24 protein-coding genes are annotated in these 26,904 nt (G+C 55.2%); 7 read left to right on the top strand and 17 right to left on the bottom strand.

All coding sequences use genetic code 11. The annotated features are described in order from the left end of the window. Window positions 1-33: 33 nt before the first annotated feature. The 9 genes from tssC to EH164_RS09800 form a co-directional block, all read right to left on the bottom strand. Window positions 34-1,536 (bottom strand): type VI secretion system contractile sheath large subunit, encoded by a 1,503-nt coding sequence (gene tssC / locus EH164_RS09840; protein ID WP_023480123.1) that lies wholly within the window; start codon window positions 1,534-1,536, stop codon window positions 34-36. Window positions 1,537-1,539: 3 nt separating this feature from the next. Then, window positions 1,540-2,064: a type VI secretion system contractile sheath small subunit gene (gene tssB, locus EH164_RS09835; RefSeq protein WP_023480163.1), complete on the bottom strand. Its 525-nt coding sequence runs from the start codon at window positions 2,062-2,064 to the stop codon at window positions 1,540-1,542. A 74-nt stretch (window positions 2,065-2,138) separates the two neighbouring features. After that, complete coding sequence (gene tssA / locus EH164_RS09830; protein ID WP_124968091.1) at window positions 2,139-3,155, bottom strand: type VI secretion system protein TssA; 1,017 nt, start codon at window positions 3,153-3,155, stop codon at window positions 2,139-2,141. Between the two features lie 11 nt (window positions 3,156-3,166). Then, entirely contained in the window at window positions 3,167-3,877 is a 711-nt protein-coding gene (gene tagF / locus EH164_RS09825) for a type VI secretion system-associated protein TagF (RefSeq protein ID WP_124968090.1), read from the bottom strand. Between the two features lie 18 nt (window positions 3,878-3,895). Next, window positions 3,896-7,507, bottom strand: a complete 3,612-nt coding sequence (gene tssM / locus EH164_RS09820; protein ID WP_124968089.1) for a type VI secretion system membrane subunit TssM — start codon at window positions 7,505-7,507, stop codon at window positions 3,896-3,898. 3 nt (window positions 7,508-7,510) lie between these two features. Then, on the bottom strand, window positions 7,511-8,749 hold the full coding sequence (locus tag EH164_RS09815; protein WP_023480133.1) for a DotU family type VI secretion system protein: 1,239 nt from the start codon (window positions 8,747-8,749) through the stop codon (window positions 7,511-7,513). Window positions 8,750-8,766: 17 nt separating this feature from the next. After that, window positions 8,767-10,110: a type VI secretion system baseplate subunit TssK gene (gene tssK, locus EH164_RS09810; RefSeq protein WP_023480188.1), complete on the bottom strand. Its 1,344-nt coding sequence runs from the start codon at window positions 10,108-10,110 to the stop codon at window positions 8,767-8,769. Window positions 10,111-10,133: 23 nt separating this feature from the next. After that, window positions 10,134-10,640 carry a type VI secretion system lipoprotein TssJ gene (gene tssJ, locus EH164_RS09805; protein WP_023480035.1) on the bottom strand — a complete coding sequence of 169 codons (507 nt, stop codon included), beginning with the start codon at window positions 10,638-10,640 and terminating at the stop codon, window positions 10,134-10,136. Window positions 10,641-10,663: 23 nt separating this feature from the next. Then, the gene (locus tag EH164_RS09800; protein ID WP_124968088.1) at window positions 10,664-11,155 is read right to left on the bottom strand and encodes an SH3 domain-containing protein; all 492 of its coding nucleotides are present in this window, start codon (window positions 11,153-11,155) and stop codon (window positions 10,664-10,666) included. 968 nt (window positions 11,156-12,123) lie between these two features. Here EH164_RS09800 and EH164_RS09795 point away from each other — a divergent pair. After that, on the top strand, window positions 12,124-13,827 hold the full coding sequence (locus EH164_RS09795; RefSeq protein WP_124968087.1) for an alpha,alpha-trehalase: 1,704 nt from the start codon (window positions 12,124-12,126) through the stop codon (window positions 13,825-13,827). Between the two features lie 51 nt (window positions 13,828-13,878). On the opposite strand, the gene EH164_RS09790 is transcribed toward EH164_RS09795, so the two are convergent. Beyond that, window positions 13,879-14,130 carry a GlsB/YeaQ/YmgE family stress response membrane protein gene (locus EH164_RS09790; protein WP_042711797.1) on the bottom strand — a complete coding sequence of 84 codons (252 nt, stop codon included), beginning with the start codon at window positions 14,128-14,130 and terminating at the stop codon, window positions 13,879-13,881. A gap of 209 nt (window positions 14,131-14,339) precedes the next feature. Between EH164_RS09790 and EH164_RS09785 the strand changes: the two genes are divergently transcribed. Then, a complete protein-coding gene (locus EH164_RS09785; protein WP_124968086.1) occupies window positions 14,340-15,071 on the top strand; it encodes a flagellar brake protein in 732 nt (243 codons plus the stop codon). On the opposite strand, the gene emtA is transcribed toward EH164_RS09785, so the two are convergent. Next, window positions 15,072-15,686 carry a membrane-bound lytic murein transglycosylase EmtA gene (emtA, locus tag EH164_RS09780; RefSeq protein WP_023480169.1) on the bottom strand — a complete coding sequence of 205 codons (615 nt, stop codon included), beginning with the start codon at window positions 15,684-15,686 and terminating at the stop codon, window positions 15,072-15,074. It abuts the gene before it with no gap. Between the two features lie 101 nt (window positions 15,687-15,787). Between emtA and ldcA the strand changes: the two genes are divergently transcribed. Together ldcA and EH164_RS09770 are read left to right on the top strand one after the other, a co-directional pair. Further along, window positions 15,788-16,699 (top strand): muramoyltetrapeptide carboxypeptidase, encoded by a 912-nt coding sequence (gene ldcA / locus EH164_RS09775; protein ID WP_124968085.1) that lies wholly within the window; start codon window positions 15,788-15,790, stop codon window positions 16,697-16,699. Window positions 16,700-16,812: 113 nt separating this feature from the next. Continuing rightward, a complete protein-coding gene (locus EH164_RS09770) occupies window positions 16,813-18,546 on the top strand; it encodes a potassium/proton antiporter (RefSeq protein ID WP_124968084.1) in 1,734 nt (577 codons plus the stop codon). A gap of 15 nt (window positions 18,547-18,561) precedes the next feature. Here EH164_RS09770 and dadX read toward each other — a convergent pair whose 3' ends face one another. Together dadX and EH164_RS09760 are read right to left on the bottom strand one after the other, a co-directional pair. Next, window positions 18,562-19,632, bottom strand: coding sequence for a catabolic alanine racemase DadX (dadX, locus tag EH164_RS09765; protein WP_124968083.1), 1,071 nt, complete (start codon window positions 19,630-19,632; stop codon window positions 18,562-18,564). Window positions 19,633-19,650: 18 nt separating this feature from the next. Then, window positions 19,651-20,949, bottom strand: coding sequence for a D-amino acid dehydrogenase (locus EH164_RS09760; protein WP_124968082.1), 1,299 nt, complete (start codon window positions 20,947-20,949; stop codon window positions 19,651-19,653). Between the two features lie 320 nt (window positions 20,950-21,269). Between EH164_RS09760 and EH164_RS09755 the strand changes: the two genes are divergently transcribed. Further along, window positions 21,270-22,802, top strand: a complete 1,533-nt coding sequence (locus EH164_RS09755) for a SpoVR family protein (protein WP_023480055.1) — start codon at window positions 21,270-21,272, stop codon at window positions 22,800-22,802. 36 nt (window positions 22,803-22,838) lie between these two features. Here EH164_RS09755 and fadR read toward each other — a convergent pair whose 3' ends face one another. Beyond that, window positions 22,839-23,558: a fatty acid metabolism transcriptional regulator FadR gene (fadR, locus tag EH164_RS09750; RefSeq protein WP_094419657.1), complete on the bottom strand. Its 720-nt coding sequence runs from the start codon at window positions 23,556-23,558 to the stop codon at window positions 22,839-22,841. A 306-nt stretch (window positions 23,559-23,864) separates the two neighbouring features. Between fadR and dsbB the strand changes: the two genes are divergently transcribed. Further along, window positions 23,865-24,395 (top strand): disulfide bond formation protein DsbB, encoded by a 531-nt coding sequence (gene dsbB / locus EH164_RS09745; protein WP_124968081.1) that lies wholly within the window; start codon window positions 23,865-23,867, stop codon window positions 24,393-24,395. A 60-nt stretch (window positions 24,396-24,455) separates the two neighbouring features. Here the strand turns inward: dsbB and EH164_RS09740 are convergent, their stop codons facing one another. The 3 genes from EH164_RS09740 to EH164_RS09730 all read right to left on the bottom strand — a co-directional run bounded on the left by EH164_RS09740 (window position 24,456) and on the right by EH164_RS09730 (window position 26,069). Then, window positions 24,456-24,902: a YcgN family cysteine cluster protein gene (locus tag EH164_RS09740; RefSeq protein WP_023480182.1), complete on the bottom strand. Its 447-nt coding sequence runs from the start codon at window positions 24,900-24,902 to the stop codon at window positions 24,456-24,458. A gap of 91 nt (window positions 24,903-24,993) precedes the next feature. Then, complete coding sequence (locus tag EH164_RS09735; protein WP_124968080.1) at window positions 24,994-25,653, bottom strand: fumarylacetoacetate hydrolase family protein; 660 nt, start codon at window positions 25,651-25,653, stop codon at window positions 24,994-24,996. A 140-nt stretch (window positions 25,654-25,793) separates the two neighbouring features. After that, window positions 25,794-26,069, bottom strand: coding sequence for a YcgL domain-containing protein (locus EH164_RS09730; protein WP_023480086.1), 276 nt, complete (start codon window positions 26,067-26,069; stop codon window positions 25,794-25,796). Between the two features lie 122 nt (window positions 26,070-26,191). On the opposite strand from EH164_RS09730, the gene minC reads away from it, so the two are divergent. Continuing rightward, window positions 26,192-26,887, top strand: coding sequence for a septum site-determining protein MinC (gene minC, locus EH164_RS09725; protein ID WP_124968079.1), 696 nt, complete (start codon window positions 26,192-26,194; stop codon window positions 26,885-26,887). The last annotated feature ends 17 nt before the right edge of the window (window positions 26,888-26,904 follow it).

Genomic DNA, 26,904 nt, shown 5'->3' with positions numbered 1-26,904 from the left:
CCGTAAGCGCATCGCGCTTACGGTCTTACAGCCTTACGCCTCTTTGGTTTTCAGCGACGGCAGTTTTGAAACCAGACGCAGAGAAACGGTCAGACCTTCCAGCTGGTAGTGCGGACGCAGGAAGAACTTCGCCGCGTAGTAGCCCGGGTTGTCTTCAATCTCCTGGACCTGCACTTCTGCAGCAGCCAGCGGTTTACGCGCTTTGGTCTCCTGCGAGGAGTTTGCCGGGTCACCGTCGACGTAGTTCATCACCCAGTCGTTCAGCCAGCGTTCCATCTCATCACGCTCGCGGAAGGAGCCGATTTTGTCACGCACGATGCACTTCAGATAGTGCGCGAAACGGCAGCAGGCGAAGAGATACGGCAGACGGGAAGCCAGGCGCGCGTTGGCGGTGGCATCAGCGTCATGATACTCCATCGGTTTTTGCAGCGACTGCGCGCCAATAAAGGCAGCAAAGTCGGAGTTTTTGCGGTGGATCAGCGGCATAAAGCCGTTTTTCGCCAGTTCCGCTTCACGGCGATCGCTGATAGCGATCTCGGTCGGACACTTCATGTCCACGCCGCCGTCATCGCTCGGGAAGGTGTGGCAAGGCAGGTTTTCTACCGCACCGCCAGATTCAACGCCGCGGATAGAGGTGCACCAGCCGTACTCTTTAAAGGAGCGGTTGATGTTGGTCGCCATTGCGTAAGCGGCATTCGACCAGGTGTAGTTGTTGTGGTTAGCGCCATCGGTCTCTTCTTCAAAATCGAAGCTGTCGACCGGGTTGGTACGAATACCGTACGGCAGGCGCGCGAGGAAGCGCGGCATAACCAGGCCCAGGTAACGCGCATCTTCAGACTCACGCAGCGAACGCCATGCGGCGTACTCGGTGTTCTGGAAGATCTTGGTCAAATCGCGCGGGTTCGCCAGCTCCTGCCAGGACTCCATCTGCATCACGCTTGGTGCGGTACCGGTAATGAACGGGCAGTGTGAGGCCGCGCCAATACGCGCCATTTCACCCAGCAGCTCGACATCCTGCGGGCTGTGGTCGAAGTAGTAGTCACCCACCAGGCAGCCGAACGGTTCGCCACCGAACTGACCATACTCTTCTTCGTAGATTTTTTTGAACAGTGGGCTCTGATCCCAGCCGACGCCTTTATAGCGTTTCAGGTTGCGACCCAGCTCCTGCTTGGAGATGCTCATAAAGCGGATCTTCAGCATCTCATCGGTTTCAGTGTTATTCACCAGGTGGCTCAGGCCGCGCCATGCGCTCTCCAGCTTCTGGAAATCTTCGTGGTGAATAATCTGGTTGATCTGCTGCGACAGCTTCTCGTCAATACCGGCAATCAGGTTCTGAATGGTGCGATAGGTATCGGACGAGAAAGTAACGGTGTTCTCCAGCGCCTGCTGCGCCAGGGTTTTCACCGCGCTTTCGACCGCGGAGCGCGCCTGGTCGGTTTTAGGACGAAACTCTTTATTGAGCAGAGAGCTGAACTCGTCCTGGCTAAAGGACTGGGCACCCTGCTGCAGTTCTTGTTGTTGAGAAGGATTGCTCATCAATTATTCCTCTTTACCTTGCGCACTCTCGTCACTGTTCGGCATCTGGCTGAGTGATTTCAGCAGGGTCGGATCCTGCAGCACTTTTGCAATCAGCTCTTCAGCACCGTTTTTACCGTCCATATAGGTCAGCAGGTTAGAGAGCTGGGTACGTGCTTCCAGCAGCTTATTCAACGGTTCGACTTTGCGGGCAACGGCGTCCGGCAGGAAGTCATCCATGCTTTCGAAGGTTAAATCCACGTTGAGACGGCCATCACCGGTCAGGGTGTTGTCTACGTTGAACGCGACGCGCGGTTTCAGCGCTTTCATACGTTCATCGAAGTTGTCGACGTCGATTTCGAGGAATTTACGCTCTTCAATAGAAGGTAAGTTCTCCACCGGTTTCCCTACCAGATCCGCCATTACGCCCATCACAAACGGAAGCTGGATTTTGCGCTCCGCGCCGTAAACTTCCACGTCGTACTCGATCTGTACGCGCGGCGCGCGGTTGCGGGCGATAAATTTCTGACCACTGTTACTCATTGCCATGATGTTCTCCATCGAATATACGCGGTGAAGGTTTGATGACAGGCAACACGCCTGCCGTCATAACGCGGTTTGCGTCACTCCTGACGCCCAAAAATATTTTGTAGCTGATTGACGCCGTCCGGCGCCAGATCGCGAATGATCTCCATAAAATCCAGCTCGATTAACCGCTGCACGCGGTCGATCATCAGCGGTGCGGGGTGGCTCGGCTCATGCTGGGCAAAGTACTGTTTTACCTTCTCCAGCATTAACTGGGCATCTGCACGCGTGGCGACCTGCGCGGTACGCCAGTCGGTCATCGCCGGTAACGGAACGGCAGCCGCAGGTTGCGCAGCGCTCTGCGTTGGTTGCGGCTCCGATGTGCTCTCCACAAGCTCATCGGAGCGGGAAGCGCGGCTAACACCTGCAATCATACCCACGGTCTTGAGTAACTGTTCCATTTCCGGCACCCCGCTTTCGCCCAGTTGTTCCAGCAGCCATGTACGGATGGTTTGCAGACGCCCTTCGATTTGCCCGATAGCTTCAATGCCAGGCTGACCGCCGCGCGTCAACTCATCAATCAGACGCACCCGCCCACCGGGATAGCCTGCACACTCGGTTTTGCTGCCATCGAGCAGCGACTGCGCATCACGCACGATAATCTCATCGCCGTTGCTGCGCAGTAATACGGACTGGCGCAGCGTGGTAGTCAGCGATGATTTATCGCTTAACCCGGCCAGCGCGTTAATGCGGTAGAAGGGATCAAACTCGCCGCCGTCGGTCAGGGATGGCCAGAGCTGATCCCAGTACAGCGAGAGCGCCTGGCCCAGCAACAGCAAGCCATCCGCATACCCTTCAAGGCCGCGGCGGCGTGTCCATGCGTGGGTCAACGCCATCATCACGCGGATATCTTTGGTGCGTGACAGCAAGCCAGTGGCCAGTTTTTCCACGCGCGTCCAGTCAGCCGGTTCAGCCGGAATAATGGTGCTGCCAAACTGCTGCTCAGCTTTGCCCAGGCTCGCCTGCTCCATCGCCTGAAAATCGGCGTCGTACTCAAGATTTTCGCCGCACGGCTGCTCCGCAGTAACCGGAGCCAGTAATGTTTCAATAGTCATCCGCAACCTGCTTATTCATCAAACATCGGTGGGTAAAGACCGTGACGACCGGGTCTTGCGCCGCCTGCCGGTTCAAACAGTAGCGTAAAAAGTTGACCGGTAAAGTTGCCGCTGTGCACATGCGTGTAGAGCGGATAACCATCGCTACGGTTGGTCCACCAGAAACTGATCTGACGCTGCGGATCAAAGCATTCGGCGGCCTGCTGCCAGCCGATTGATGATTCGCCATCGCCTTCATAACCAATCACATCGAGAATTTCCGACCGCGCTTCCGGCTCCGCCAGCTGCACCGGCGGGATAGCAAGCAGCGCCTGATCGAGCTGCTCCGGCGAATAGCCGTTGCGCACGGCGTGGAGCATGGTGCGACCGAGCTGCTGATACCAGTCACCCGCTTGTGCCAGGTGACGCGGCGACCACTCCAGCGGATTAATTGCCATCAGCGCGCAGAGCGGATACTGGCGGCCAACGCTGTCACGCCCGGGAAGCAGGCATCCCATCTGAACCTGCTGTCCGCCCAGCATCGGTGGCACAACGAAGTTCCAGATTGGCGCATTGCTGAACTGCCGTTCACTGCCGCGCTGCTCCTCTTTTTGCCAGTTCATCAATCCCACCTGAAACCAGTGGGACCATTGACGCTGCAGAGCGTCGGGAAAGCGGCGCTGGAGAAAATCACCCGCACTGGGCAATTTTCCATACCAGCTAATTGCAGAAGTCGTAGTCATTAGGCGTTCCTTTGCAGTTCAAGGACATGCGAATCGGGGAAGCTGGAACGGATTGCGGATACTGTTAGGCGCAAACTCCAGCGTGACCTGATGCCCGTCAACCGTGAATGTCGCCTGGCGGCTCAGGCTGCTGCTGCCAGGGCTTACGCGCGCTTTATCGAAAAAGCGGTTCAGCGCCCAGGCGCCGTTGGTCACCAGTGTTGCCGTTGTACCATTGGCCAGACCCAACTGCATGCGCACCTGGTTGGTGCCGCCTGTTCCCGGCCAGCTAACAATTTGTACCGCCTGCGGCCCATGGCTGTAGCGCAGGATCTGCCCGTCCACATCCAGCGTCATATTGAGGATAGTGTTATCCATCCGCACTGTACGCACCGTGGTACGAAAAGAGGGTGTTGCACTGCCATTGGCGAAGAAGGCGTCGCGAATCGACTGCGCCTGCTGGAACGGGACCAGCACCCCTTCGCTTCCCGGCAGCGTTTTGCCGTCGATACCCGGCATAAAGCGCCATGTGGCCTGCGTGGTATCGACTTTATTGGTCAGATTATCGCGAAAGAAGACATCCATCAGGCCGGTACCAGGGGCGAACATGCGCGCCAGATCGTCCGGCGTCACTTCAGCGCTGGCAGAACGCACCAGCGGGTAGCGCCCGGCGATTGCCTGACGGCAGAAGCTTCCCACTTCGACGCTGATACGTTTACGCACATTTTCCATATCACGACGTTGCGTATCGCTGCTCGCGCCGACCGCCATATTGCTGAACATGGTTTGCAGGCCGCCCGGCAAGCGCCCTGCGCTCGCCTGCAGACGGCTGATCGCCTCTCCACCCGGCGCTGGCATACCGCTGTTGGCTGCATCCTGCACCGCCGTCAGGTAGCGATAGAGTTCATCAACCTGCTTGAGGAAATCATCAAAGACGATGGTTTTACCGCCCTTCTCCAGCGGCTGCGCCAGCTCAATGATCGGTGCAAAGTGCTCGGTCACGCGCTGTTCAGGCGTCTGGTTAGCGGCCGCGTTGCCCGCAGCGCTGTTTTCACGATTGCTGAAGAGCGACTCCAGCATCTGTGTGCCGCGATTGCTACTTTCTGTACTTTTCTCTTTCTCCGACGCAGCAGGATCATCGCGCACCAGCGTCAACTGCTGGCTGAGGTTAACCACCAGACGGCGCAGCGGTGAGTTGTTGCTGGAGAGAACGCGCGCCGTATTGATGCGCTGATTGAGATCGGCGCTGTTATTCAGCTGAATATCGCTTAAGAAACTGTCCCAGATGGCAATGAAGTCGCGAGCATAGAGCTGACGCACCGCATTATCGGTCTGCTGTTTATCTTCCGGCTGCGTGGTTGAGCCTAATACCCAGGCGTCATCTTCATGCAGTGAGGCGGTCACCGGCGCAATCTGCGCATTGAAACTATTCCAGTAACCGTCCGGCGTGTAGAGCCCAGGAATGCCATCGTTTACCGGCTTGCCGCTTTTACGCGAGAAGACCAGTTCACTCTGCGGACCACCCAGCGTAGCCAGCGACACCGGCTTGAGGTTTTCATCACGCTCCAGCAGGCGTTTAAGGCGTCCATAAACACGGGTTGAGAGTGGTTGCTGGTTAATCAACGCCTGCTCGCGGCTGATGAGCGCATCATCTTTTGCATAGGGTGAAGCGACAATCTGCTCCTCCAGCAACTGCATCAGGTGCCACTCAAGCTGGCGGATCTGCGCTTTGGTCACATTCTGCGGCAGATTGCGCTCCAGGTTGAGCATCACCCATGAGTGCAGGAATTTGCCATCGTAATGTTTCGGCTGGTAGAGCATCTGATACGCTTTCAGCGCTTCATAGCTGTACTCGACGTCACTGCCGTTATCGTTACGCAACCAGGTGGTTACACGCATGGCCACTTCTGGCAACAGCATCTGCTCAAGTGCTTTTCGATACAGCGCCTGCGAGGCATCTGACACATCATTACCGCGATAGAGCCCCATACGGCGCGTGATCGGCGGGTGATTGATGTCAAACTCTTCACTTTGCGGCAGCTCGGCCAGGCCATTCAGCAGCGGCAGTAACGCAAATAGATCGCCCTGCTGGCGGTTACGCAGCGCTTTGATCTCCTGATCGAGCGCCGGTACTTTCGCCTGGACTTCATCAAGGTAATCTTTGTTGTTGCCGTAGCTGGTGAACCAGAGCGCGCTGAGGATAACCAGCAGCGCCAGCAGCGCGGCATAACCAGACCAGATCACCGCCCGGCTGCGCAGTTCCCACCAGCGGTTCTGCCCGGCGATCCCCGCTTCCTGGAAGATAACGTTCTGCAGCAGATGCTTGATAAAGAAGCTCTGCCCTTTACCACCCGGCACCGGTTCATCTTTGCTGACGGAATCCCAGTTATCGCCCGACTTGCCCTGCGGCAGAGAGAGGGCGCGATTAAGCTCACCCATCACCCGATCGAATGGCAGACCTTCCTGCGTGCCGCTGGCAAAATAGATACCGCGCGGCGAGAACTCGGTCTCAAAGTTTGAGCGGGCAAAAATCGTATCCAGATAGTCCGACAGTAGCGGACGCAGCGCGGCAAACTCTTGCGGAAAGAGGAAGCACTCGGCGCGCGCCTGCGGATCGCTCTCACGCAGCATCGTATCCGGCAGACCGGCGTCCAGACGCTGTTGCAGCAGGGCAAACTCCTGAATAAAACTGCCCTGCAGATCGAAATCGGCGAGCTTCGCTTTTTCCCACGGGAAGGTGAAGCCCCAAATCTGATCGCGCTGCGCTTTATCAAAGCCGGAGAAATAGGCGCGGAAGCCTTTAAGCAGGTCAGCTTTTGTTACCAGCACATAGACCGGAAAACGAATGCCCAGCTGCTCATGCAGTTCGGTGAGACGTTTACGCAGATTGAGCGCCTGCTCGCGCGAGGCTTCAGCCGACTGGGTCAGCAGGTCGGCGATACTGATGGTAATAATCACACCATTGATAGGCTGGCGGCGGCGGTATTTCTGCAGCAGGCCGAGGAATTTATTCCACTCGCTGGCGTCCTGAACCTGCTCACTCTCCTGCGTGGTGTAGCGTCCGGCGGTATCCAGCAGGACGGCTTCATTGGTGAACCACCAGTCGCAGTTGCGCGTTCCGCCAATACCGCGCAGCGCGGTTTTGCCAAAGCGGTCGGCAAGCGGGAATTGCAGGCCCGAGTTCACCAGCGCAGTGGTTTTACCGGAGCCTGGTGCGCCGATAATGACATACCACGGCAGCTGATAGAGGTACTGAGTGCTGAAGCGCTGGGTCCACAGGCCACGCTGGCCCGGCTGGTTAAAGTGCGCTTTTTTCAGTACCTGTGCCGCCTCTTCGAAACGGTCGTTCAGCACCTGGTCGTCGCTGGTCAGACGTTGACGCTCAGCAGGATCCTTCGCCTCTTCGCTTTTAAGGTTGTCCATCAGCTTACGGTTGAGCCACGCATTATAGAGACGCGGCACAATGTGGCTGTGAACCCAAATCAGGTACATCACCGCAATGGCGATCATGCGGTTTTGCTCGGACTCCAGCGGTCGGGAGTCGACGACCGACAGCAGCGGCCCGATCATCCAGATAACCGCAGCCAGCCCGGTAACGCCAAGGAAACCCCACAAAATGCGGTTAGTCAGCAACGAAAGCAACATGTTCATCCATTAGTTTCCTTGCGGCAGTCCGTTCAGCTCGGCGGCCGTATTTTCCGGCGACACAAGCAAGGTAATTTCGACACGGCGGTTACGCGCGCGGTTTTCGGCCGAGTTGTTCGGCGCGATGGGATCCATCTCCCCTCGCCCTTCGGCTTTCACACGCTCCGGCTGCGAAAGGTGTTTTTGCAGCAGCGACTGCACAGAACGCGCGCGCTCAAGCGACAGTTCATAGTTGGAGGCGAAACGGGCGCTGCGAATCGGCACGTTATCGCTAAAGCCGACCACCAGGATCTTACCGCTGACATTGTTCATTGCCTGCGCAACGCGGTCGATGACCGGCTCGTAGCTATCGCGCGCAACCGTGGAAGCAGACGCAAACAGCCCGTCACCTTTCAGGGTCACGACGCTGCGATCGGCCTCATCACGCACCGCTACCAGTCCGGCCTTGATCTCAGGACGCAGGAACTCGCGCAGGTTAAGCACCGGCTGCACATGCTGTACCGGCTGTTGAACTGAAACTTCCGGCAGCTGCGTCTGGTAGATCTTCGCCAGCACCGGATTGGTGTTATCGCCCAATCGCCAGTTGAGCACGATATAGAAGAGGCAGGCGAGGAAACCGGCCAGCCCGGCGCAGGCCCACAATGGGATCACCGGACGCCACAGTTTGCGCATTACCGGCTGATCTTCCGGATGCGGCGAGAGCGGCGGTGGGTAGTTGCCACGTACGCCGCGGATCATCTGCCATAAACGCTGTTTGATGGTTTCAAGCTGCGTACGGCCGTTGTCCATCACGCGGTAACGCCCTTCAAAACCGAGCAGCAGGCAGAAGTTGATTAACTCCAGCAGCGCGATATGCTCGCGCGGGTTTTGTGACAGACGCGCCAGCAGCTGGAAGAACTTCTCCCCGCCCCAGGTTTCATTATGAAACGTTACCAGCAGGCCGCTGCCGGACCACACGCCGCGGCTGCCCCACGGTGTGAGCGCGGCGGCTTCATCCAGAGCGGTGCAAAGACAGTAGCGTGCGCCCACGATGACTTCGTACGCCAGGCCGGATTGCTGGCAGCGCACTTCAAAACGGCGAATTTCATCTATCAGGTGCTGACGTAGCCCGCTCTGATCGTCATGAGAGACCGAGTAGCGGATCTGCGGTATCGCATTGAGCAGCGGATTTGCGGCCGCCACCAACGCATTGTTACCACTTGCTCCTGCCAGGACGGCATCGCTGCCGGAGGCGTGTTGTTGCTGCATAGTGTGCGCTCGCTGTGTTATTCCGTCGGGCTACGGATGGCCCAAAATTCCATATCAAGACCGGGGAATTCGCCCGCCAGATGCAGTGCGAAAGCGCCCGATTTTTCCATTTCGTTCCAGAGCTCGCCGCCCTTTTCCAGTTCAAAATAGTTATAACCGGCGTGCCATGGAATTTGCGGCGGTGCAACAGGCATGCTGCGAAGCTTCATGCCAGGCAGCTGAAGCTGCACCAGATCGCGGATTTTGGTCACTGGCGCGACTTTCATCTGCGCCGGGAAGTGAGTTTGCAGAATTTCGCCCGGAACGCTGGCCTTCACCGCCAGCACAAAACCAAACTCGCGCGCCATGGTGGTGGTGGGCAGCGTGGCGATGTTCAGGCCATGCGTGCGCTCAGTGAGCGGTAGCTGGATGGCATGCTCTTCCATTACCAGCGACAGCCCCTGGCGCAGCATCAGCTGCAATTTACTGAAGCAGCCGGCAAGATCGTCATGATCATAAATCGGCAGCGTCTCTTCCGGCGAGCGTGCCGCGGTCCAGGTGGTGAGCTCGGTGGCAAACGCCAGCCAGCTGCGCCATAACTCTTCCGGGTGGATCATCGGCAGCGATTTCAGGTGCGACATCTGCCCGACGTGATGGTTAATCAGTGCCAGCAGCGAGAACTCCACCATTTCAGAGGTGTTGAAACGTCCAGGCTGGCGCAGACGCTGACCAATCTGCTGGCTACGCTGCATCAGCAGGCTCTGCAGATCGTTCATCACCGCGTAGAGCGAAGGATTATTGACCGCGTTTAACATGGGCGGAATATAGCGGTTGTCGATGCGCACCTGGTTGTCGTTGCGCTTTTCCAGCACATGCGCCACGCCGATTGCCGTCCACTCTGCGCTGAGATCCTTCTCCAGCATCAGTTTCAGGCGCAGGCGCCCAAACTGCACCGCAGCGGGACCAACGGACATGGCGTTGTCATCATCGACTTCGCTCTCCCAGGTGACGTAGCGAGCCAGCGAATCTTTCTCTTCGCTGAAAATCACTTCATCGCGACCGCCGCGACGGGCTGGCAGCGCCAGCACGACACGTTCGTTAGTGAGGTTATCCGGGATCACCAGCGGGGTTGGTGCCTGGCGAGCATCGTTGAAAGAGAAGAAGGTGCCGTCTGGCAGTAAGCCACTGGCATAACTGACGGCAATGCACCCCTGGCGAAGCATCGCGTCGTCGAGTTCGATATCAAGGTAGCCCCAAAGATAGGGGCGCTGCAGGGTTCCCCACTCGCGAATATGGTGCTGAAGATAGCTTTCCGCGCGTTGAAAATGGTGAGGACGCAGAAACATACCTTCGGTCCAGACGACCTTTTCTGCTTTATTCATACTGTATTCCTGTCAGGATGGCGCTATTTGGAAATCACGCGTATTCCGTTAACGTCGAGAAAGATGTTGGCTTCCAGCGCATCTTCTGACGATTTCCAGAACTCATAGAAGTGAGACTCCCCCTGTACCGGTAACGGCAGGGAGATTCGCCATTTTTTGCCGTCCAGCGCCTGATACTCCGCCATCACGCCAATGTAGCGCGCTTCAGGCGAACTGTTCCCGGTCAGCGTTTTTGACAGCTGACCGGGCATCAGGAAGAACTCATCACTGTTCAGCAGATTGCCGCCCAGTGCGCTATCGGCGTTGTTTTGCAGCGACCAGAAATCGGCGGACATAAATGTCGCGTCCGATTTCAACAGCAACACCCTGACTTTAAGGGGAGCGGACTCATTGATTTGCGGATGAGCCCTGAACTGAAGGTTATAGCTGGTAGGTACGCTGTGTGAAGACGATCCACAACCGCTGGCCAGGGTGGCCAGCACAAAGAAAAACACCAGGCTAATCTGGCGTACAACCGAATTATTATTCATAGCAGGTACTCATCACGGCTGGATTAATCGATGATCCAGGTTCCGGATTTTGCGTTTTTGCAAGCCTTACCGCTGCCGTCAACCGTTACGCAGTTCGCTTTTTTACGCTTAACTCTGTAACTGTCTTTACGTACGGTTTTTTCGTACAGTTCGCTTTTAACGACCGCACGCATCGGCACGTAGCCAATCAGCTCTTCCTGACCTTCATCGGCCAGCGCCATCCAGAAGTGTTCAACCTGGCCAAGCACAACGTAGGTTTTGCCCGCTTCCAGCTGGCGAATCACTTTGCCGCCGAAATCAGGTTTGCTCATGACAGATGCCGGGTAGAGCGCGCGGTAATCTTGTTTAACCGGTTCGAACTCCTTCGGCGGCAGTACGGCATAACGGTGGGTTAGGGTTACGCCATTCACTTCACTGGTAACAATCGTGTCATCGGAAGGCGCGGGTTTCGGATGTTTTACACAGCCAGAGACGCCAAATACAAAAAGAAGAGCCAATACGATTCGCATGTTCATAGGGTTTTTTCCATTGCAAATATATTACTGTGTTGACGTGCATCGTTATGGAGGGGGGAAATGAAATCGTTATGAGTGACTCAGTTCCTTGTCCGATAAACGACCTGATAATGAATTAAGGGCATAGCTACCGCACGAGCCTGTCCGCAAGGACCGCCGCAACAATATTACTTTTCATTGACTATCGTGACATGATTTTACAGATCGGATAATTCAATTCAATATCATTGCCGAGCCGTTGAAAAACTATTACTTAATTCTTTTGCAAATTAGGATAAATCTCAAGAAATAATTTCACTTAAGCAGGAAAACGGCAAAATTTTGTTCTGACATGAATCCATCACCATGAATTATAATCCTAAAGTAATGAATAATAATAAAAATTTTATATGCATTATCTGGTAGTATCCAGCCCGAAATATGAGATAGGATAATTCCTAAAAGTCAAAAACAGTGAACGAATACTACAATATTTGGTAGCCCATATTCCACATTGACTGGCTAACCTTTGCTCTAAGAATGTTTATTTGGGACTTTTCTTCGCTGCAACCAGATTTTTTGCGAAATATATCGACTTTTAGTTCTGTTATTCCTCGAAAAAGATAGTTACAGGCAAAACTATTACCGCTGTAAATCGCTTTTACAAGGTGACCGCTGCACTTTATTTCATTCAGTGTGACTAAACTCTAATAAAGCACGCTTAACCGAATCCATTCAGCTAAGGCTCATTGATTAAAAATAAGGCGATCGGCTGTACCTTCTCTTTGCTACCTGCCTTCTCTCCTGTAAGACAAAGCTCTTCGCTACCCCGGCACGCCCCGAACAGCCGGATCCCTCAGAGGCGCGAGGTAATTTCTCCGGATTGACACAAAATGCCGGGCACAGCACACGAATTGTCTGAGATTCGTCTATGGTTTTGGTCAAGGTTGAATGCAGCGGTCCGCTGCTTGCTCGCTAAGGAGACGTCAATGATAAAACCTGTTTTGCGCCAGCCGCGCACCCTCTTTCTGGTCATGCAACTTGCATTGGGTGGAACATTACTTGCCGCAAATGCCCCAACATTCGCGGCTGAAGCGCAAAACCCGCCGCAAACTCCCGACATTCTTCTCGGTCCGTTATTCAGTGATGTGCAAAGCGCAAAACTCTTCCCCGATCAAAAAACCTTTGCCGACGCGGTTCCCAAGAGCGATCCACTGATGATCCTCGCGGATTACCGCATGCAGCGGAACCAGAGCAGCTTTGATCTGCGCCATTTTGTCGAGGTGAACTTTACGCTGCCGGAAAAAGGCAAGCCCTACGTGCCGCCTGCCGGACAAAACCTGCGTGAGCATATCAACGGCTTATGGCCAGAACTGACGCGCACCACCGATAGCGCGGGCAAATGGGACTCACTTTTACCGTTGCCTAAACCCTATGTCGTGCCCGGCGGGCGTTTTCGCGAAGTTTATTACTGGGACAGCTACTTCACCATGCTCGGCCTTGCCGAAAGCGGCCACTGGGACAAAATCGAGGATATGGTCGCCAACTTCGGCTACGAAATTGATACCTGGGGGCATATCCCCAATGGCAACCGCAGCTACTACCTCAGCCGTTCTCAACCGCCCTTCTTCTCTTTGATGGTAGAGCTACTGGCGACGCATGACGGTGATGAGGTGCTGAAAACCTGGTTACCGCAGATGGAGAAAGAGTATCAGTACTGGATGGAGGGTGCCGATACGCTGCAACCGGGCGAGGCGAATAAGCGCGTGGTGAAATTAAGCGATGGCAGCATTCTGAACCGCTACTGGGATGATTCCTCAACGCCGAGACCGGAGTCGTGGCTGGCAGATGTTACGACAGCAAAAAACAACCCGAATCGCCCGGCGACAGAGATCTACCGTGATTTACGCGCCGCTGCGGCTTCCGGCTGGGACTTCAGCTCCCGCTGGATGGACGATCCTGAACAACTTGGCACGATTCGCACCACCACCATTGTGCCGGTCGATCTCAATGCGCTGATGTTTAAGATGGAGAAGATGCTCTCCCGCGCTTATCAGGTCTCTGGCGATAGCGCCAAAGCGAGCCACTACGACGCGCTGGCTACCGCCCGGCAAAAAGCCATTGAGACCAATCTGTGGAATACGAAAGAGGGCTGGTACGCCGATTACGATCTGAAAACCAAAAAGGTACGCAATCAGCTGACCGCCGCGGCGCTCTATCCGCTGTTTGTTAACGCGGCAGCAAAAGATCGCGCCGACAAAGTGGCGGCGATCACCGAGGCGCGGCTGTTAAAAGCGGGCGGCATCACTACCACCACCGTAAAAAGTGGTCAACAGTGGGATGCACCGAACGGTTGGGCGCCGTTGCAGTGGGTTGCAGCCGCCGGGTTGCAGAACTATGACCATCAAAAACTGGCGATGAGTGTTAGCTGGCGCTTCCTGACCAATGTTCAGCACACTTACGATCGCGAGCAGAAGCTGGTGGAAAAATATGATGTCAGCTCCACCGGTACGGGCGGCGGCGGCGGTGAATATCCGTTGCAGGATGGCTTTGGCTGGACTAACGGCGTGACGCTAAAAATGCTCGATCTCATCTGCCCGAAAGAGAAACCGTGCGACAGCGTGCCGCAAAAACAGCCTGCGGAAAATGCCACCCCTGCCGCTGAGCCGACGGCGCAGAAAGGGGCGCAGTAAAGTATAAAAAAAGGCCGCATAAATATGCGGCCTTTTTTCAGAGAAGATCCGTTACCGGCGTACAAGGCGGAAAACCGCCAGCACGACAATCGCGCCGATCACCGCGACGATAAAACTGTGCATGTTAAAGCCCGTAATGTCGCCGCCATAACCGAACATTGTCGCCAGCCAGCCACCGACCACTGCCCCGACAATCCCCAGAACACAGGTCAGAATAAAGCCACCGCCGTCGCGTCCTGGCATAATGAATTTCGCGATTACGCCCGCAATCAGGCCAAATAAAATCCACGCGAGAATACCCATATTCACTTTCTCCTTTCGTTTATGACGTGTAAATGAACACACCACCTTGCAGTGCGTTGCGTACAGTATAGATGTCTTGCGCAAAAGCGCTGCCATCTCACAGATTTAATTCATAATTTAATGAGATAATTTCTACCATTTGTATTAAGTTCTGGCATAGATTGCCGATAAACAATCGACGTTGTGTCAGTATCGAGGAGCCATTCGGCGTGAGCAATTACAGTGAGCAGTTCCTGAAGCAAAATCCTTTGGCCGTGCTGGGCGTCTTGCGCGACCTGCAAAAAACGCAGGTGCCGGTTTGCATCAGCTGGGGTAGCGGTCAATTTATCAGCAAAATCCTTGAGGTGAACCCCGAGGCGCTGGTGATGGATTTTGGCAGTCAGGAGTATGAGAACAGCGCTGTTCAACGTGCCGGTAAAGTGACTATTACCGCTGAAACCCATGGCGCAAAGGTTGAGTTCACGCTTAATGCGCTCACCACCGGCGATTATCAGGATCTGCCTGCGTTTATCACACCGCTCCCGGAAACGCTGTGGTTTATTCAACGTCGGGAATATTTCCGCATTAGCGCCCCGCTCCACCCGGCTTACTTCTGCAAAGCGAAGTTACCCGATAAGAGCCAGTTGCGTTTTCGTCTGTTTGATCTCTCGCTCGGCGGGATGGGTGCACTGCTGGATGGTGAATTGCCGGAAAATGTCGAGCCGGGCATGCGCTTCTCGCAGGTTGAGCTGGATATGGCTTCGTGGGGACAGTTCTACTTTGATGCGCAGCTGATTGCCGTGGGCGAGCGCAAAGTTGTGGATGGTAAAAATGACACCATCGCCACGCCGAGACTGAGCTTCCGCTTTTTAAATGTCAGCCCGGGCGTCGAGCGCGAACTCCAGCGCATCATCTTTGCGCTGGAGCGCGAGGCGCGCGAACGCGCCAGCCGGGTGCGCTAATTACATCGCATCCATCGCTTTTTGTACTTTCCAGATATAACGCGGGGCTTGCGGCGCGGGGTGTTTTTCCGCTACGTGCTGCAAAAAGCCCTTCGGACTTAACGAGTTAATCTCGTCAATCGCCTCCTGGCGGTCTGAAGAGAAGGTGCGTAGCAGCGCGCCCGCGCCATTCACATACGAGACCACCAGCGCATACTGCATCACCAGCGGATCTTTGATCCCGGCAAGCGGCCCATGTTCAAGGATGCTCAGGTAGGCCGCGCCCATTGAGATATTGCGCTCCGGGTTTTTCAGCTCGCGCGTTGAGGGTTGCCCGCTCCAGCCCATACGACGATAGACTTCGCGCCCCGCCGTTGACGCCTTCAGCTGCATCAAACCTACCGCATTCGATTTACTGACCAGCTCCGGGTTGCCCCCGGATTCGACGGCAATCATAGCCGTAATCAGTTCCGGGCTTACGCCCCACGACGCGCCAGCTTTTTCACTAATCGGCATCCACTGCATCGCCCGTTTGACCGGCACTTCCGGGTTCCAGTCGGGATTACGATAATCCTGTTTTGTCGAGCTACAGCCCGCCAGCAGCACCACTAAAAAGGCAAACCATCTTAATTTCACGCCAGAAAATCCTTATATAAGCTGTACATCACGGCGGATGACAATGACCAGGGTTAGCGGCATGATAACTGTTTGTTTAGAGATGTCAGCAAGGAAATGCCATGTCCACTTTCCATTTAATTGCCCCCTCCGGGTACTGCATTAATCAGCGTGCTGCGGCGCTGGCCGTTGAACGGCTCAACCGCGAGGGTCACCAGGTCAACAATCAACAGGTGATTACGCGACGCGAGGAGCGTTTTGCCGGTAGCGAAGCTGAAAGGCTGGCGGACATCAATGACCTCGCCCGCCTGGTTGGGGAGAATCTGATCGTTATGCCGGTGCGCGGTGGCTACGGCGCGAGCCGTCTGCTGGCCGACATTGACTGGCAGGCGCTGGTCAAACGCCAGCAGCAGCAACCGCTGGTGATTTGCGGCCATAGCGACTTTACCGCTATTCAGTGCGGCCTACTGGCGGCGGGCGGCAGCATCACCTTTAGCGGCCCAATGCTGGCGGGCAATTTTGGTGCCGAGCCGCTCAATGCCTTTACGCAGGAGCACTTCTGGCGCGCAATACGCAATAAAACCTTTACCGTTGAGTGGGACGGTGACGGGCCGCAATGCCATGTTGAAGGAAGATTATGGGGCGGAAACCTGGCCATGCTGACTTCACTGATTGGCACTCCGTGGCTGCCGACGGTGCCCGGCGGCATTCTGGTGGTTGAAGATATCAATGAGCATCCCTACCGCGTCGAACGCATGCTGCTGCAACTGCTCTACAGCGGAATCCTGACGCAGCAGCGCGCGCTGATCCTCGGCAGTTTCTCCCATGCGCAACCCAACGATTACGATGCGGGCTACACTTTAGAGAAGATGGTGGCCTGGTTACGTTCACGGGTGGCAATCCCGGTGATCGCCGGGCTGGACTTCGGACACGAAGCGAAAACCGTCACGTTGCCGCTGGGTGCGCACGCCATCTTGCAACACGCTGAAAAATCAACGCTGACCCTCACAGGCCATCCCACAATCTCGGCGTAAAAAAAGCCCTTAATGCCCTTATTAAATTGCTTTTTCTGCCGTTATTATAATGTGCCGTAATAAATCCCGGTCGGTGCCGGGATCTCACCGAGAAGAGAAGGAGATGCATACCATTGGACGCTGGGGCGATAATTAGTCTGTTTATTCTGGGTTCTGTACTGGTAACCTGCAGTATTTTATTGAGTTCGTTCTCATCCCGCCTTGGTATTCCGATTCTGGTCATTTTTCTGGCGATTGGTATGTTGGCAGGCGTTGACGGCATCGGCGGCATTCCATTCGACAACTACCCGCTGGCCTATATGGTCAGTAACCTGGCGCTGGCGATCATCCTGCTCGACGGCGGTATGCGCACGCGCGCCAGCTCTTTCCGCGTTGCGCTCGGCCCCGCGCTCTCGCTGGCGACCATTGGAGTGCTTATTACTTCAGGTCTGACCGGCATGATGGCGGCCTGGCTCTTCAAGCTCAATATTATGGAAGGCTTCCTGATTGGCGCGATTGTCGGTTCAACCGATGCGGCGGCGGTCTTCTCGCTCCTCGGCGGTAAAGGGCTGAACGAGCGTGTTGGCTCGACGCTTGAGATTGAGTCCGGCAGCAACGATCCGATGGCGGTGTTTCTGACCATCACGCTGATTGAGATGATCCAGAGCCACCACGCCAATATTGATTTCACCTTCTTCCTGCACATTCTGCGCGAGTTTGGCCTTGGCATTCTGCTTGGCGCCGCGGGCGGCTACTTACTGCAACAGATGATTAACCGCATTGCCCTGCCGCCTGGGCTCTATCCTCTGTTAGCGCTGAGCGGCGGGATTCTGATCTTCTCTGTTACCACGGCGCTGCACGGCAGCGGGATCCTGGCGGTCTATTTATGCGGATTCGTGCTGGGCAATCGCCCGATTCGTAATCGCTTCGGCATCCTGCAAAACTTCGATGGTCTCGCCTGGCTGGCGCAAATTGCGATGTTCCTCGTGCTCGGCCTGCTGGTGACGCCGTCTGATTTAATGCCGATTGCACTCTCTGCGCTGATCCTCTCAGCATGGATGATTTTTATCGCCCGTCCGCTTTCCGTGTTCGCCAGCCTGCTGCCGTTTCGCGGTTTCAACCTGCGCGAGCGCGTCTTTATCAGTTGGGTGGGTTTGCGCGGCGCGGTGCCGATTATTCTTGCCACCTTCCCGATGATGGCCGGGCTGGACAACGCCCGCCTCTTCTTTAATGTCGCCTTCTTCGTGGTGCTGATTTCACTGCTGTTCCAGGGAACGTCTCTGGGCTGGGCGGCGAAAAAAGCCAAAGTGGTGGTGCCGCCGGTGGGCTGGCCGGTATCGCGTGTCGGGCTGGATATTCACCCGGATAACCCCTTCGAGCAGTTCGTCTATCAACTGAGTGCCGACAAGTGGTGCGTTGGCGCGGCGCTGCGCGACCTGCACATGCCGGAAGAGACGCGTATTGCGGCACTGTTCCGCGATAACAGCCTGCTGCACCCGACCGGTAGCACCCGGTTACGCGAAGGCGATGTGCTCTGCGTGATTGGCCGCGAAAAAGATCTGCCTGCTCTCGGGAAGCTCTTCAGTGAATCGCCACCGGTGTCGCTGGATCAGCGCTTCTTTGGTGACTTTATCCTCGAAGCCAATGCCAAATTTGCCGACATTGCGATGATTTATGGCCTTGATGAGGGGCTTGAGCATCGCGATAACCAGCAAACCCTCGGTGAGATTGTGCAGCAACTGCTGGGTGCCGCTCCGGTGGTGGGCGATCAGGTTGAGTTTGCCGGTATGATCTGGACCGTGGCAGAGAAGAGTGAGAATTCGGTATCAAAAGTGGGCGTCAAAGTGGTGGAAAGCGAGGCGGAGTAAGCGCCTCGCTAAAAGTTACATTGTCACAACGGGTACGCGCGGTGCCAGCGCGCACATCAACTCGTATCCGACCGTATTGGCTGCTGCCGCCACGTCATCAATCTTGATCTCCCTGCCCCACAGCTCCACCGGCGCGCCGATGCTGGCGTGCGGGCACGGCGTGAGATCAACCGTCAGCATATCCATTGAGACCGCGCCAACCACCGTGGTGCGGATGCCATCCACCAGCACCGGCGTGCCGGTGGGAGCCTGGCGTGGATAACCATCCGCATAACCGCACGCCACCACGCCGATCCGCTGCTCCGTCTGCGCACGGTAACGGCATCCGTAGCCGACGGCATCGCCGCTCTTCAGCGTCTGGACGGCAATGATCTCACTGCTCAGCGTCATTACCGGGCGAATACCGCTGTTCGCCACATCCTGCCACCTGCCCGATGGTGAGGCACCGTAGAGGATAATGCCGGGGCGAACCCAGTCAAAATGCGCTTCCGGGTGCCATAACGTCGCGGCAGAGTTGGCGAGCGATCGAGGTAACGGTAGCCCTTCTGCCGCCTGCTCAATGCGCCGCATCGGTTGCGAAATACCGTCCGGACGCTCCGCTTCAGCAAAGTGCGACATCAAAGTGATATTGCCGACGCTGGCAAAGCTGCTTAACTGCTGCCAGACGCTGTGCACGCGCTCCGGCAGAAAGCCGAGGCGGTTCATGCCGCTATTGATTTTGAGGTAGACATCAAGGGGTGCCTTCAGCTTCGCATTTTTCAGCAGATTAAGCTGCCAGTTGCTGTGAATCCCACTGGTGAGTCGGTACTGGTCATAAAGCGCCAGCTCCTCTGCATCAAAAAAACCCTCCAGCATTAGAAGAGGCCCTTTCCAGCCGCGCTCGCGCAGCAGGATCGCCTCCTCAAGGTTGAGCATCGCGAAACCATCAGTTTTATTGAGCGCTGACCAGACGCGCTCCAGACCGTGACCGTAGGCATTAGCCTTAACTACCGACCAGACTTTGGCATCGGGAGCCGCGCGGCGTACTATTTGCAAATTATTGGCTAACGCCTGTAAATCCAGGGTCGCCAGAACCGGACGAGACATGTCTGTTCCTTACGCCTGTCAGCTATGTACGCCGTGGAGATGTTGTGCACGCGCAGGCGTGAACCCCGGAAGATAACGCGCCACGCTCAGATCGTCTGCGGCGATAGCCGGTGTGTTACCGGTCATCAGATCGCTGAGCAGTTGCCCGGAGCCGCAGGCCATTGTCCAGCCGAGCGTACCGTGTCCGGTATTGAGCCACAGATTTTTAAACGGCGTGCGGCCAACCACCGGCGTGCCGTCTGGCGTCATTGGACGTAAGCCGGTCCAGAAGGTCGCCTCTTCAACATGGCCGCCGCGCGGGAAGAGATCGCGCACCACCATCTCCAGCGTTTCGCGCCGCGGTTGTAAAAGCTCGGTATTGAACCCGACAATCTCTGCCATGCCGCCGACGCGGATGCGCTGATCGAAGCGGGTAATGGCGATTTTGTAGGTCTCATCAAGAATGGTGGAAACCGGGGCGCCATCCTCTTGCGCCACCGGAATGGTCAGCGAGTAACCTTTCAGCGGGTAAACAGGAATATCGACAATCCCTTTCAGCAGGCCGGTGGACCAGGAGCCGAAAGCCATCACGTAAGCATCGGCTTTTACCACCTCTTCTCCGCACTTCACGCCGTAGATCTTTTCGCCTTCGTAAAGCAAGCGATCAACGGGCGTGTTGAAGCGGAACACTACCCCGGCGGCTTCGGCCATCTGCGCCAGCCGTTGAGTGAAGAGCTGGCAATCGCCGGTTTCATCGTTTGGCAGCCGCAGACCGCCGGTCAGTTTGTGCGCCACTTCGCCCAGCGCTGGTTCCACCTCGGCCAGACGCGAGGACTCCAGCAACTGATACGGCACACCCGCTTCCTGCAACACGGCGATATCACGGGTGGCGTTCTCATACTGTTCGGCGGTGCGGAAGAGTTGCAGCGTCCCGCCCTGGCGGCCTTCATACTGGATGCCAGTGGTTTCCCGCAGCAGTTTCAGACAATCGCGGCTATATTCAGCCAGACGCACCATGCGCCCTTTGTTTTCCATATAGTGGCGGGTGTCGCAGTTGCGCAGCATTTGCCACATCCATTTGAGCTGCGATGAGGAGCCGTCGAGCTTGATGGCGAGCGGCGCGTGACGCTCAAACATCCATTTGATCGCTTTCAGCGGCACGCCGGGCGCAGCCCACGGTGCAGCATAGCCCGGTGAGATCTGCCCGGCGTTAGCCGCGCTGGTCTCCAGTGCAGGCCCCGGCTGGCGATCGATTACGGTGACATCATGTCCGGCCTGGCGTAAATACCAGGCGCTGGTGACGCCAACAACGCCGCTGCCCAATACAACAACTCGCATATCCCTTCTCCCGTGAGTAAAGCACAATCATCTGATTACAAATTGATAACTCAGATGAAAATATTATTCAACATATGGCTTTTTTATGGTGACGTTCCTCACAACATCGCCGCCAGCTAAGGGCTGCGGATATTCAGCATCTCCTGCTGCGCACTCTATCGCCGCAGCACAATATTTTGTCATGATGCCTTTTTACACGGTGAGCGAGCGGGAATATCGTGAAGATTTGGTGAGGGCTGGCGTACACTTTTAAATCAGTGTTCTATGCTTGAAATGAGATGCTCCATACAGAGAGTGTCGAGAACAATGAGGGCGCGCTAATGGCTACGATTGACTCAATGAATAAGGATTCTATTCGTCTGAGCGATGGACCCGACTGGACATTCGAGCTGCTGGATGATTACCTGGCAGAGATTGACCGGGTGGCGAAACTCTACCGGCTGGATACCTATCCGCATCAAATCGAAGTGATCACCTCAGAACAGATGATGGATGCCTACTCAAGCGTTGGCATGCCTATCAATTATCCCCACTGGTCGTTTGGCAAGAAGTTTATTGAAACCGAACGGCTCTATAAGCATGGTCAGCAAGGCCTGGCCTACGAGATTGTCATTAACTCCAATCCCTGCATCGCTTATCTGATGGAGGAGAACACCATCACCATGCAGGCGCTGGTGATGGCGCATGCCTGTTACGGGCATAACTCGTTTTTCAAAAATAACTATCTGTTCCGCAGCTGGACCGATGCCAGCTCGATTGTCGATTACCTGATCTTCGCGCGTAAATACATCACCGATTGCGAAGAGCGCTATGGCGTGGTCGAAGTGGAAAAACTGCTCGACTCCTGCCATGCACTGATGAATTACGGCGTTGACCGCTATAAGCGTCCGCAGAAAATCTCCTTGCAGGAGGAGAAAGCGCGGCAAAAAAGCCGGGAAGAGTATCTGCAAAGCCAGGTAAACATGTTGTGGCGCACCTTGCCCAAACGTGACGAAGAGGTGGCCGTCGCCCAGGCGCGCCGCTACCCGGCGGAGCCGCAGGAGAACTTGCTCTACTTTATGGAGAAGAATGCGCCGCTGCTGGAGCCGTGGCAGCGCGAGATCCTGCGTATTGTGCGCAAAGTGAGCCAATATTTTTATCCGCAGAAGCAGACCCAGGTGATGAACGAAGGCTGGGCGACGTTCTGGCACTACACCATCCTTAATCATCTCTATGACGAAGGAAAAGTGACTGACCGCTTTATGCTGGAGTTTCTGCACAGCCATACCAACGTGGTATTCCAGCCGCCTTACAACAGCCCGTGGTACAGCGGTATTAATCCTTACGCTCTGGGCTTTGCCATGTTCCAGGATATTAAGCGCATCTGCCAGTCACCAACGGAAGAGGATCGCTACTGGTTCCCGGATATCGCCGGTTCCGACTGGCTGGAGACGCTCCATTTCGCCATGCGTGATTTCAAAGATGAGAGCTTTATCAGCCAGTTTATGTCGCCGAAGATCATGCGTGATTTCCGCTTCTTTACCGTGCTGGATGACGATCGTAATAACTACCTGGAGATTGCCGCCATCCATAACGAAGAGGGCTACCGCGAGATCCGCTCGAAACTTTCATCCCAGTACAACCTGAGTAATCTTGAGCCCAATATTCAGGTCTGGAACGTCGATCTGCGCGGCGATCGTTCGCTGACGCTGCGCTATATTCCACACAACCGCGCCCCGCTCGATAAAGGACGCCGCGAAGTGCTGAAACATGTGCATCGCTTATGGGGATTTGATGTTCTGCTGGAGCAGCAAAACGAAGATGGCAGCGTGGAGTTGCTGGAGCGCTGTCCGCCGCGAAGCAACGTGCTGTGATATAAAAAACCCCTCTTGATGAGGGGTTTTTTGTCACTATCGACTCTGTAGCGCGAGATCGCCAGGCATAGTTTTCTGCATCTTATGCCAGATCTCTCCGCTGTCATGACCGTAGCGACGAACCAGTTCGTAAACCTGATCGTGCTGGGCATGCTCGCAAATCTCTGCCAACCGATGATAAAAACCAAGTGCCAGGCTGCGCGCCTCCGGGCTGGAGAAGTAGTGGCGACCAATGCGGGTATAGAGCCCTTTCATGCCGTTGAGGATCAGACCATAGATCGGGTTACCGGAAGCAAATGCCAGCCCGCGAAAAATGTTGTAATCCAGTTCAGCAAACGCATCGGCGTGATCTTCCACTTCACGCGCGGTGGCGAGCACCTTTAACGCATCTTCAGGATGCTGGCGAAACGCAGTACGAATGAAAATCGTGGAAATGTTGGTACGCACGGACAGCAAGTTATCGATCAACTGCGGTACGCTTTCGTGATCCAGACGTGCCAGCGTTTCCAAAATATTCAGACCTGAGGTTTCCCAGAAGTTATTCACTTTTGTCGGTTTGCCATGCTGGATCGTGAGCCAGCCATCCCGGGCAAGTCGCTGCAGAACTTCACGCAGTGTGGTACGAGTGACGCCAATCAGTTCAGAGAGTTCGCGTTCAGCAGGAAGAATCGACCCCGGAGGAAAGCGACTATTCCAGATACTTTCAATGATGTACTCTTCCGCGAAACCCGCCGGGCTCTGCGCCTTAATGACCATATAAGATTTCCATAACACAGCTAAGCAATGAGCACTCATCATACCAAAGCATGCAGTGAGCAGGTAGCGTAGGGGTGGAAGAAAAAAGGCGATCAACGTTTTATTTTCACGAATTTGCTACATGAATATTTCGCGCAAATATGCCTTAAATCCAAATAATTAACTGTAAATCGAGCAAAATGACGTAGGCGATGTTTCACTTTTTGCTGACTAAACATTCCATTACGCATTATTTTGCCCCCGCTAGTGGCCTTGGGATTGATTTCGTTTACACTGCGGTCTCTACGCATCTCCAGGGAAATGATTATGTTGCGATATTTAAATAAGTGCTCACACGGGCGCGGCGCCTGGCTGCTGATGGCGTTAACCGCCTTTGCGCTTGAGATGACAGCGCTGTGGTTCCAGCATGTCATGTTGCTGAAACCGTGTGTGTTATGCATTTACGAGCGCTGCGCCCTGTTTGGTGTGATGGGTGCCGGTATTGTCGGTGCCATTGCGCCAAAAACGCCGCTTCGCTTTGCCGCCCTTGCCATCTGGATCTATAGCGCCATTCGCGGCATCCAGCTGGCGTGGGAGCACACGCAGATCCAGCTTCACCCCTCTCCTTTTATGACCTGCGATTTCGCCGCGCGCTTCCCGAGCTGGTTGCCGCTGGATAAATGGCTGCCGCAGGTGTTTGTCGCCTCCGGCGATTGCGCGCAGCGTCAGTGGGAATTTCTGAACCTCGACATGCCGCAGTGGCTGCTGGGGATCTTTGTCGCCTATCTTGTGGTAGCACTGCTGGTGCTGATAGCGCAGTTCTTTAAGCCGAAGAAACGCGACCTGTTTGGCCGGTAAAAAAAAACGCTCCTTCGGGAGCGTTTTTTATTGATGAAAGCAGTGATGAGACGCAGAGCCTCAATCCGCCCAATCAGGCTTGTTCAGGATATGGGCTTGCCAGTCACGCACTTCAGACTCTTTCACCGCAATGTGGCGAACGGAAATACGTTCAGCGTGCATCGCCGCTTTTGACCCGGTACGTAGCGGGTGCCAGACCGGCAAATTTTTCCCCTCAGCCAGCAAGCGGTAGGCGCAGCTTGGTGGCAGCCATTCGAAGGTCGGCAGATTCTCACGGGTCAGCTTGATGCAGTCCGGTTCATATTCGAAACGGCGCTCATAGTTACGACACTGGCAGGTTTTGATATTTAACTGGCGGCAGGCGACGTTGGTGAAGTAGATCTCGTCGGTATCTTCATCCATCAGTTTGTGCAGGCAGCACTGCCCGCAGCCGTCACAGAGCGACTCCCACTCCGCGTCCGTCATTTGGTCGAGAGTTTTGCTTTGCCAGAAAGGAGTGTCGCTCATGATAAAATCCGCCGTTGGTAACCAGGGTGCACCTTATAACCACTCTGGCAGAGGGATGCAAGTTTTGCCGCCCGAATGAGCGGCAAAAGCATTAAAGCACGCGGGTCGAGAGAGAGTGTTCGTTGAGACGCAGCTCGATTTCATCACCACTGCTGAGCGGCCCGACGCCTTCCGGCGTACCGGTGAGGATCACATCCCCGGCTTTCAGGGTGAAAAATTTACTCATATAGGCAATCAGCGGCACGATTTTGTGGATCATGTCTGAAGTGCTGCCCTGCTGGCGGATCTCGCCGTTAATTTTCAGCTCCAGCGAGCTGTTTTGCGGATCGCCCTCAAACTGAGCGGCGGGGATAAAACCCGAGATGGGACAGGCGTTATCAAACCCTTTCGCTTTCTCCCACGGCTGCCCTGCTTTCTTCAGTTTGCTTTGCAGGTCGCGCGCGGTCAGATCCAGCGCCACGCCGTAGCCCGCTATCGCTTGTTGAACATGATCTTCGGTGGCATGGCGCAGCGTTGCACCAATTAACACCGCCAGTTCAATTTCATGATGCACCGAGCCAAGCTCAGTCGGCAGCACCAGCGGCTGGCGAAGGTCGCACAATGCGGATTCAGGTTTAATAAACAGCACCGGCTCTTCCGGCGTCGCGCTGCCCATCTCCTTTATATGCCTGGCATAGTTACTGCCGACGCACACCACTTTACTCACCGGGTAATCCAGCAGAGCGCCCTGCCAGTTATGATGTTGATACATGTTTTGCCTCTCCGGTAACACGTTGAACATGAGCGAAAAATGACTATCCGCGCCGCCCGGCGGTTTGTCAAATCGCAAAATGAGAGGGATTAAGTGAGTTAAAAAAAGGCGGTGGAATAATCCGCCGCCTTTAGAGAGGGTTATTGCTTAGTGTTCGCCGCGAGATGGGCTTTAAGTAAATTTTCCGGCGGCGGTGGCATCTGTAAATAATATCCCTGCTCGCTGAGCGCGGTTTTTACTTTTTCCAGATCCGCGCCGGCTAATTTTTTACTGCCGTCGAGGGGTAAAATCATTGCTAACTGCGGTTGGCCGAAACTTTGCATTAATGTTTCCGGCACGCGGGAAAAATCGTCTCTTTTCTCGACATAGAGATAAGTCTGTTCACGCCTGGCACTTCGATAGATCACACAAAACATACTTTTACTCGGAATTAGGAGGTGGTTACTTGCCTGAATATAACAGGGACTATAACATGCCCGGTAGTCTTCAGAATATCACCCCGATTTCGGGTGTTTAGAGCAAAATGAGTAAGGTCAGGATGTCAAACACGCCCATCGAGCTTAAAGGCAGTAGTTTTACCTTATCTGTGGTTCATTTGCATGATGCAAAACCCGAGGTTATTCGTCAGGCGTTAGAAGACAAAATCGCTCAGGCTCCTGCATTTTTGCAGCATGCTCCCGTGGTGGTGAATGTCTCAGCACTGGTAGGTCCGATTGACTGGCCGCAATTGCAGAAAAGCATTGCCGCCACTGGCCTGCATGTTGTTGGTATTAGCGGCTGCAAAGACGCTGAACTAAAAGCGGAAATTGAACGCGCTGGCTTTCCTATCCTCTCGGAAGGCAAAGAGAAAGCGCAGCCGCGTCAGGAGCCCGTTGCTGAACCGGTATCCGTCGCCACGCCGGCCATTAAAACACGGCTGATTGATACCCCGGTGCGCTCCGGTCAGCGCATTTATGCGCAGAACTGCGACCTGATTGTCACCAGCCACGTGAGCGCAGGCGCGGAGTTGATTGCCGATGGCAATATCCACGTCTACGGCATGATGCGCGGGCGCGCGCTGGCAGGCGCAAGCGGTGATGATGAAGCACAAATATTTTGTACCCACCTGACGCCGGAGCTGGTCTCCATTGCGGGCGAGTACTGGCTGAGCGATCAAATCCCGGCCGAATTTTATGGCAAAGCGGCGCGTCTGCAACTGGCAGGTAACGCTTTGACAATTCAACCCTTAGATTAAGCCCTTTTAACAAGGAA

Origin of the sequence: Kosakonia sp. CCTCC M2018092, assembly GCF_003864115.1 — a bacterium.
In the GTDB taxonomy this organism is placed as follows: domain Bacteria; phylum Pseudomonadota; class Gammaproteobacteria; order Enterobacterales; family Enterobacteriaceae; genus Kosakonia; species Kosakonia cowanii.
The sequence above is the reverse complement of the archived record's forward strand: the minus strand, read 5'-3'. Positions and strand labels throughout refer to the sequence as shown.

Excerpts from the sequence above, each read along its gene's own strand:
- dadX (WP_124968083.1), bottom strand. The coding sequence starts at position 19,632 with ATGTCTCGTCCGGTTCTGGCGACCCTGGATTTACAGGCGTTAGCCAAT.
- ldcA (WP_124968085.1), top strand. The coding sequence starts at position 15,788 with ATGTCCACTTTCCATTTAATTGCCCCCTCCGGGTACTGCATTAATCAG.
- tssC (WP_023480123.1), bottom strand. The coding sequence starts at position 1,536 with ATGAGCAATCCTTCTCAACAACAAGAACTGCAGCAGGGTGCCCAGTCC.
- EH164_RS09795 (WP_124968087.1), top strand. The coding sequence starts at position 12,124 with ATGATAAAACCTGTTTTGCGCCAGCCGCGCACCCTCTTTCTGGTCATG.
- tagF (WP_124968090.1), bottom strand. The coding sequence starts at position 3,877 with ATGACTACGACTTCTGCAATTAGCTGGTATGGAAAATTGCCCAGTGCG.
- EH164_RS09735 (WP_124968080.1), bottom strand. The coding sequence starts at position 25,653 with ATGTATCAACATCATAACTGGCAGGGCGCTCTGCTGGATTACCCGGTG.
- dsbB (WP_124968081.1), top strand. The coding sequence starts at position 23,865 with ATGTTGCGATATTTAAATAAGTGCTCACACGGGCGCGGCGCCTGGCTG.
- tssK (WP_023480188.1), bottom strand. The coding sequence starts at position 10,110 with ATGAATAAAGCAGAAAAGGTCGTCTGGACCGAAGGTATGTTTCTGCGT.
- EH164_RS09800 (WP_124968088.1), bottom strand. The coding sequence starts at position 11,155 with ATGAACATGCGAATCGTATTGGCTCTTCTTTTTGTATTTGGCGTCTCT.
- EH164_RS09755 (WP_023480055.1), top strand. The coding sequence starts at position 21,270 with ATGGCTACGATTGACTCAATGAATAAGGATTCTATTCGTCTGAGCGAT.
- EH164_RS09760 (WP_124968082.1), bottom strand. The coding sequence starts at position 20,949 with ATGCGAGTTGTTGTATTGGGCAGCGGCGTTGTTGGCGTCACCAGCGCC.
- tssM (WP_124968089.1), bottom strand. The coding sequence starts at position 7,507 with ATGAACATGTTGCTTTCGTTGCTGACTAACCGCATTTTGTGGGGTTTC.
- EH164_RS09815 (WP_023480133.1), bottom strand. The coding sequence starts at position 8,749 with ATGCAGCAACAACACGCCTCCGGCAGCGATGCCGTCCTGGCAGGAGCA.
- EH164_RS09740 (WP_023480182.1), bottom strand. The coding sequence starts at position 24,902 with ATGAGCGACACTCCTTTCTGGCAAAGCAAAACTCTCGACCAAATGACG.
- tssA (WP_124968091.1), bottom strand. The coding sequence starts at position 3,155 with ATGACTATTGAAACATTACTGGCTCCGGTTACTGCGGAGCAGCCGTGC.
- tssJ (WP_023480035.1), bottom strand. The coding sequence starts at position 10,640 with ATGAATAATAATTCGGTTGTACGCCAGATTAGCCTGGTGTTTTTCTTT.
- EH164_RS09790 (WP_042711797.1), bottom strand. The coding sequence starts at position 14,130 with ATGGGTATTCTCGCGTGGATTTTATTTGGCCTGATTGCGGGCGTAATC.
- EH164_RS09730 (WP_023480086.1), bottom strand. The coding sequence starts at position 26,069 with ATGTTTTGTGTGATCTATCGAAGTGCCAGGCGTGAACAGACTTATCTC.
- minC (WP_124968079.1), top strand. The coding sequence starts at position 26,192 with ATGTCAAACACGCCCATCGAGCTTAAAGGCAGTAGTTTTACCTTATCT.
- fadR (WP_094419657.1), bottom strand. The coding sequence starts at position 23,558 with ATGGTCATTAAGGCGCAGAGCCCGGCGGGTTTCGCGGAAGAGTACATC.
- tssB (WP_023480163.1), bottom strand. The coding sequence starts at position 2,064 with ATGGCAATGAGTAACAGTGGTCAGAAATTTATCGCCCGCAACCGCGCG.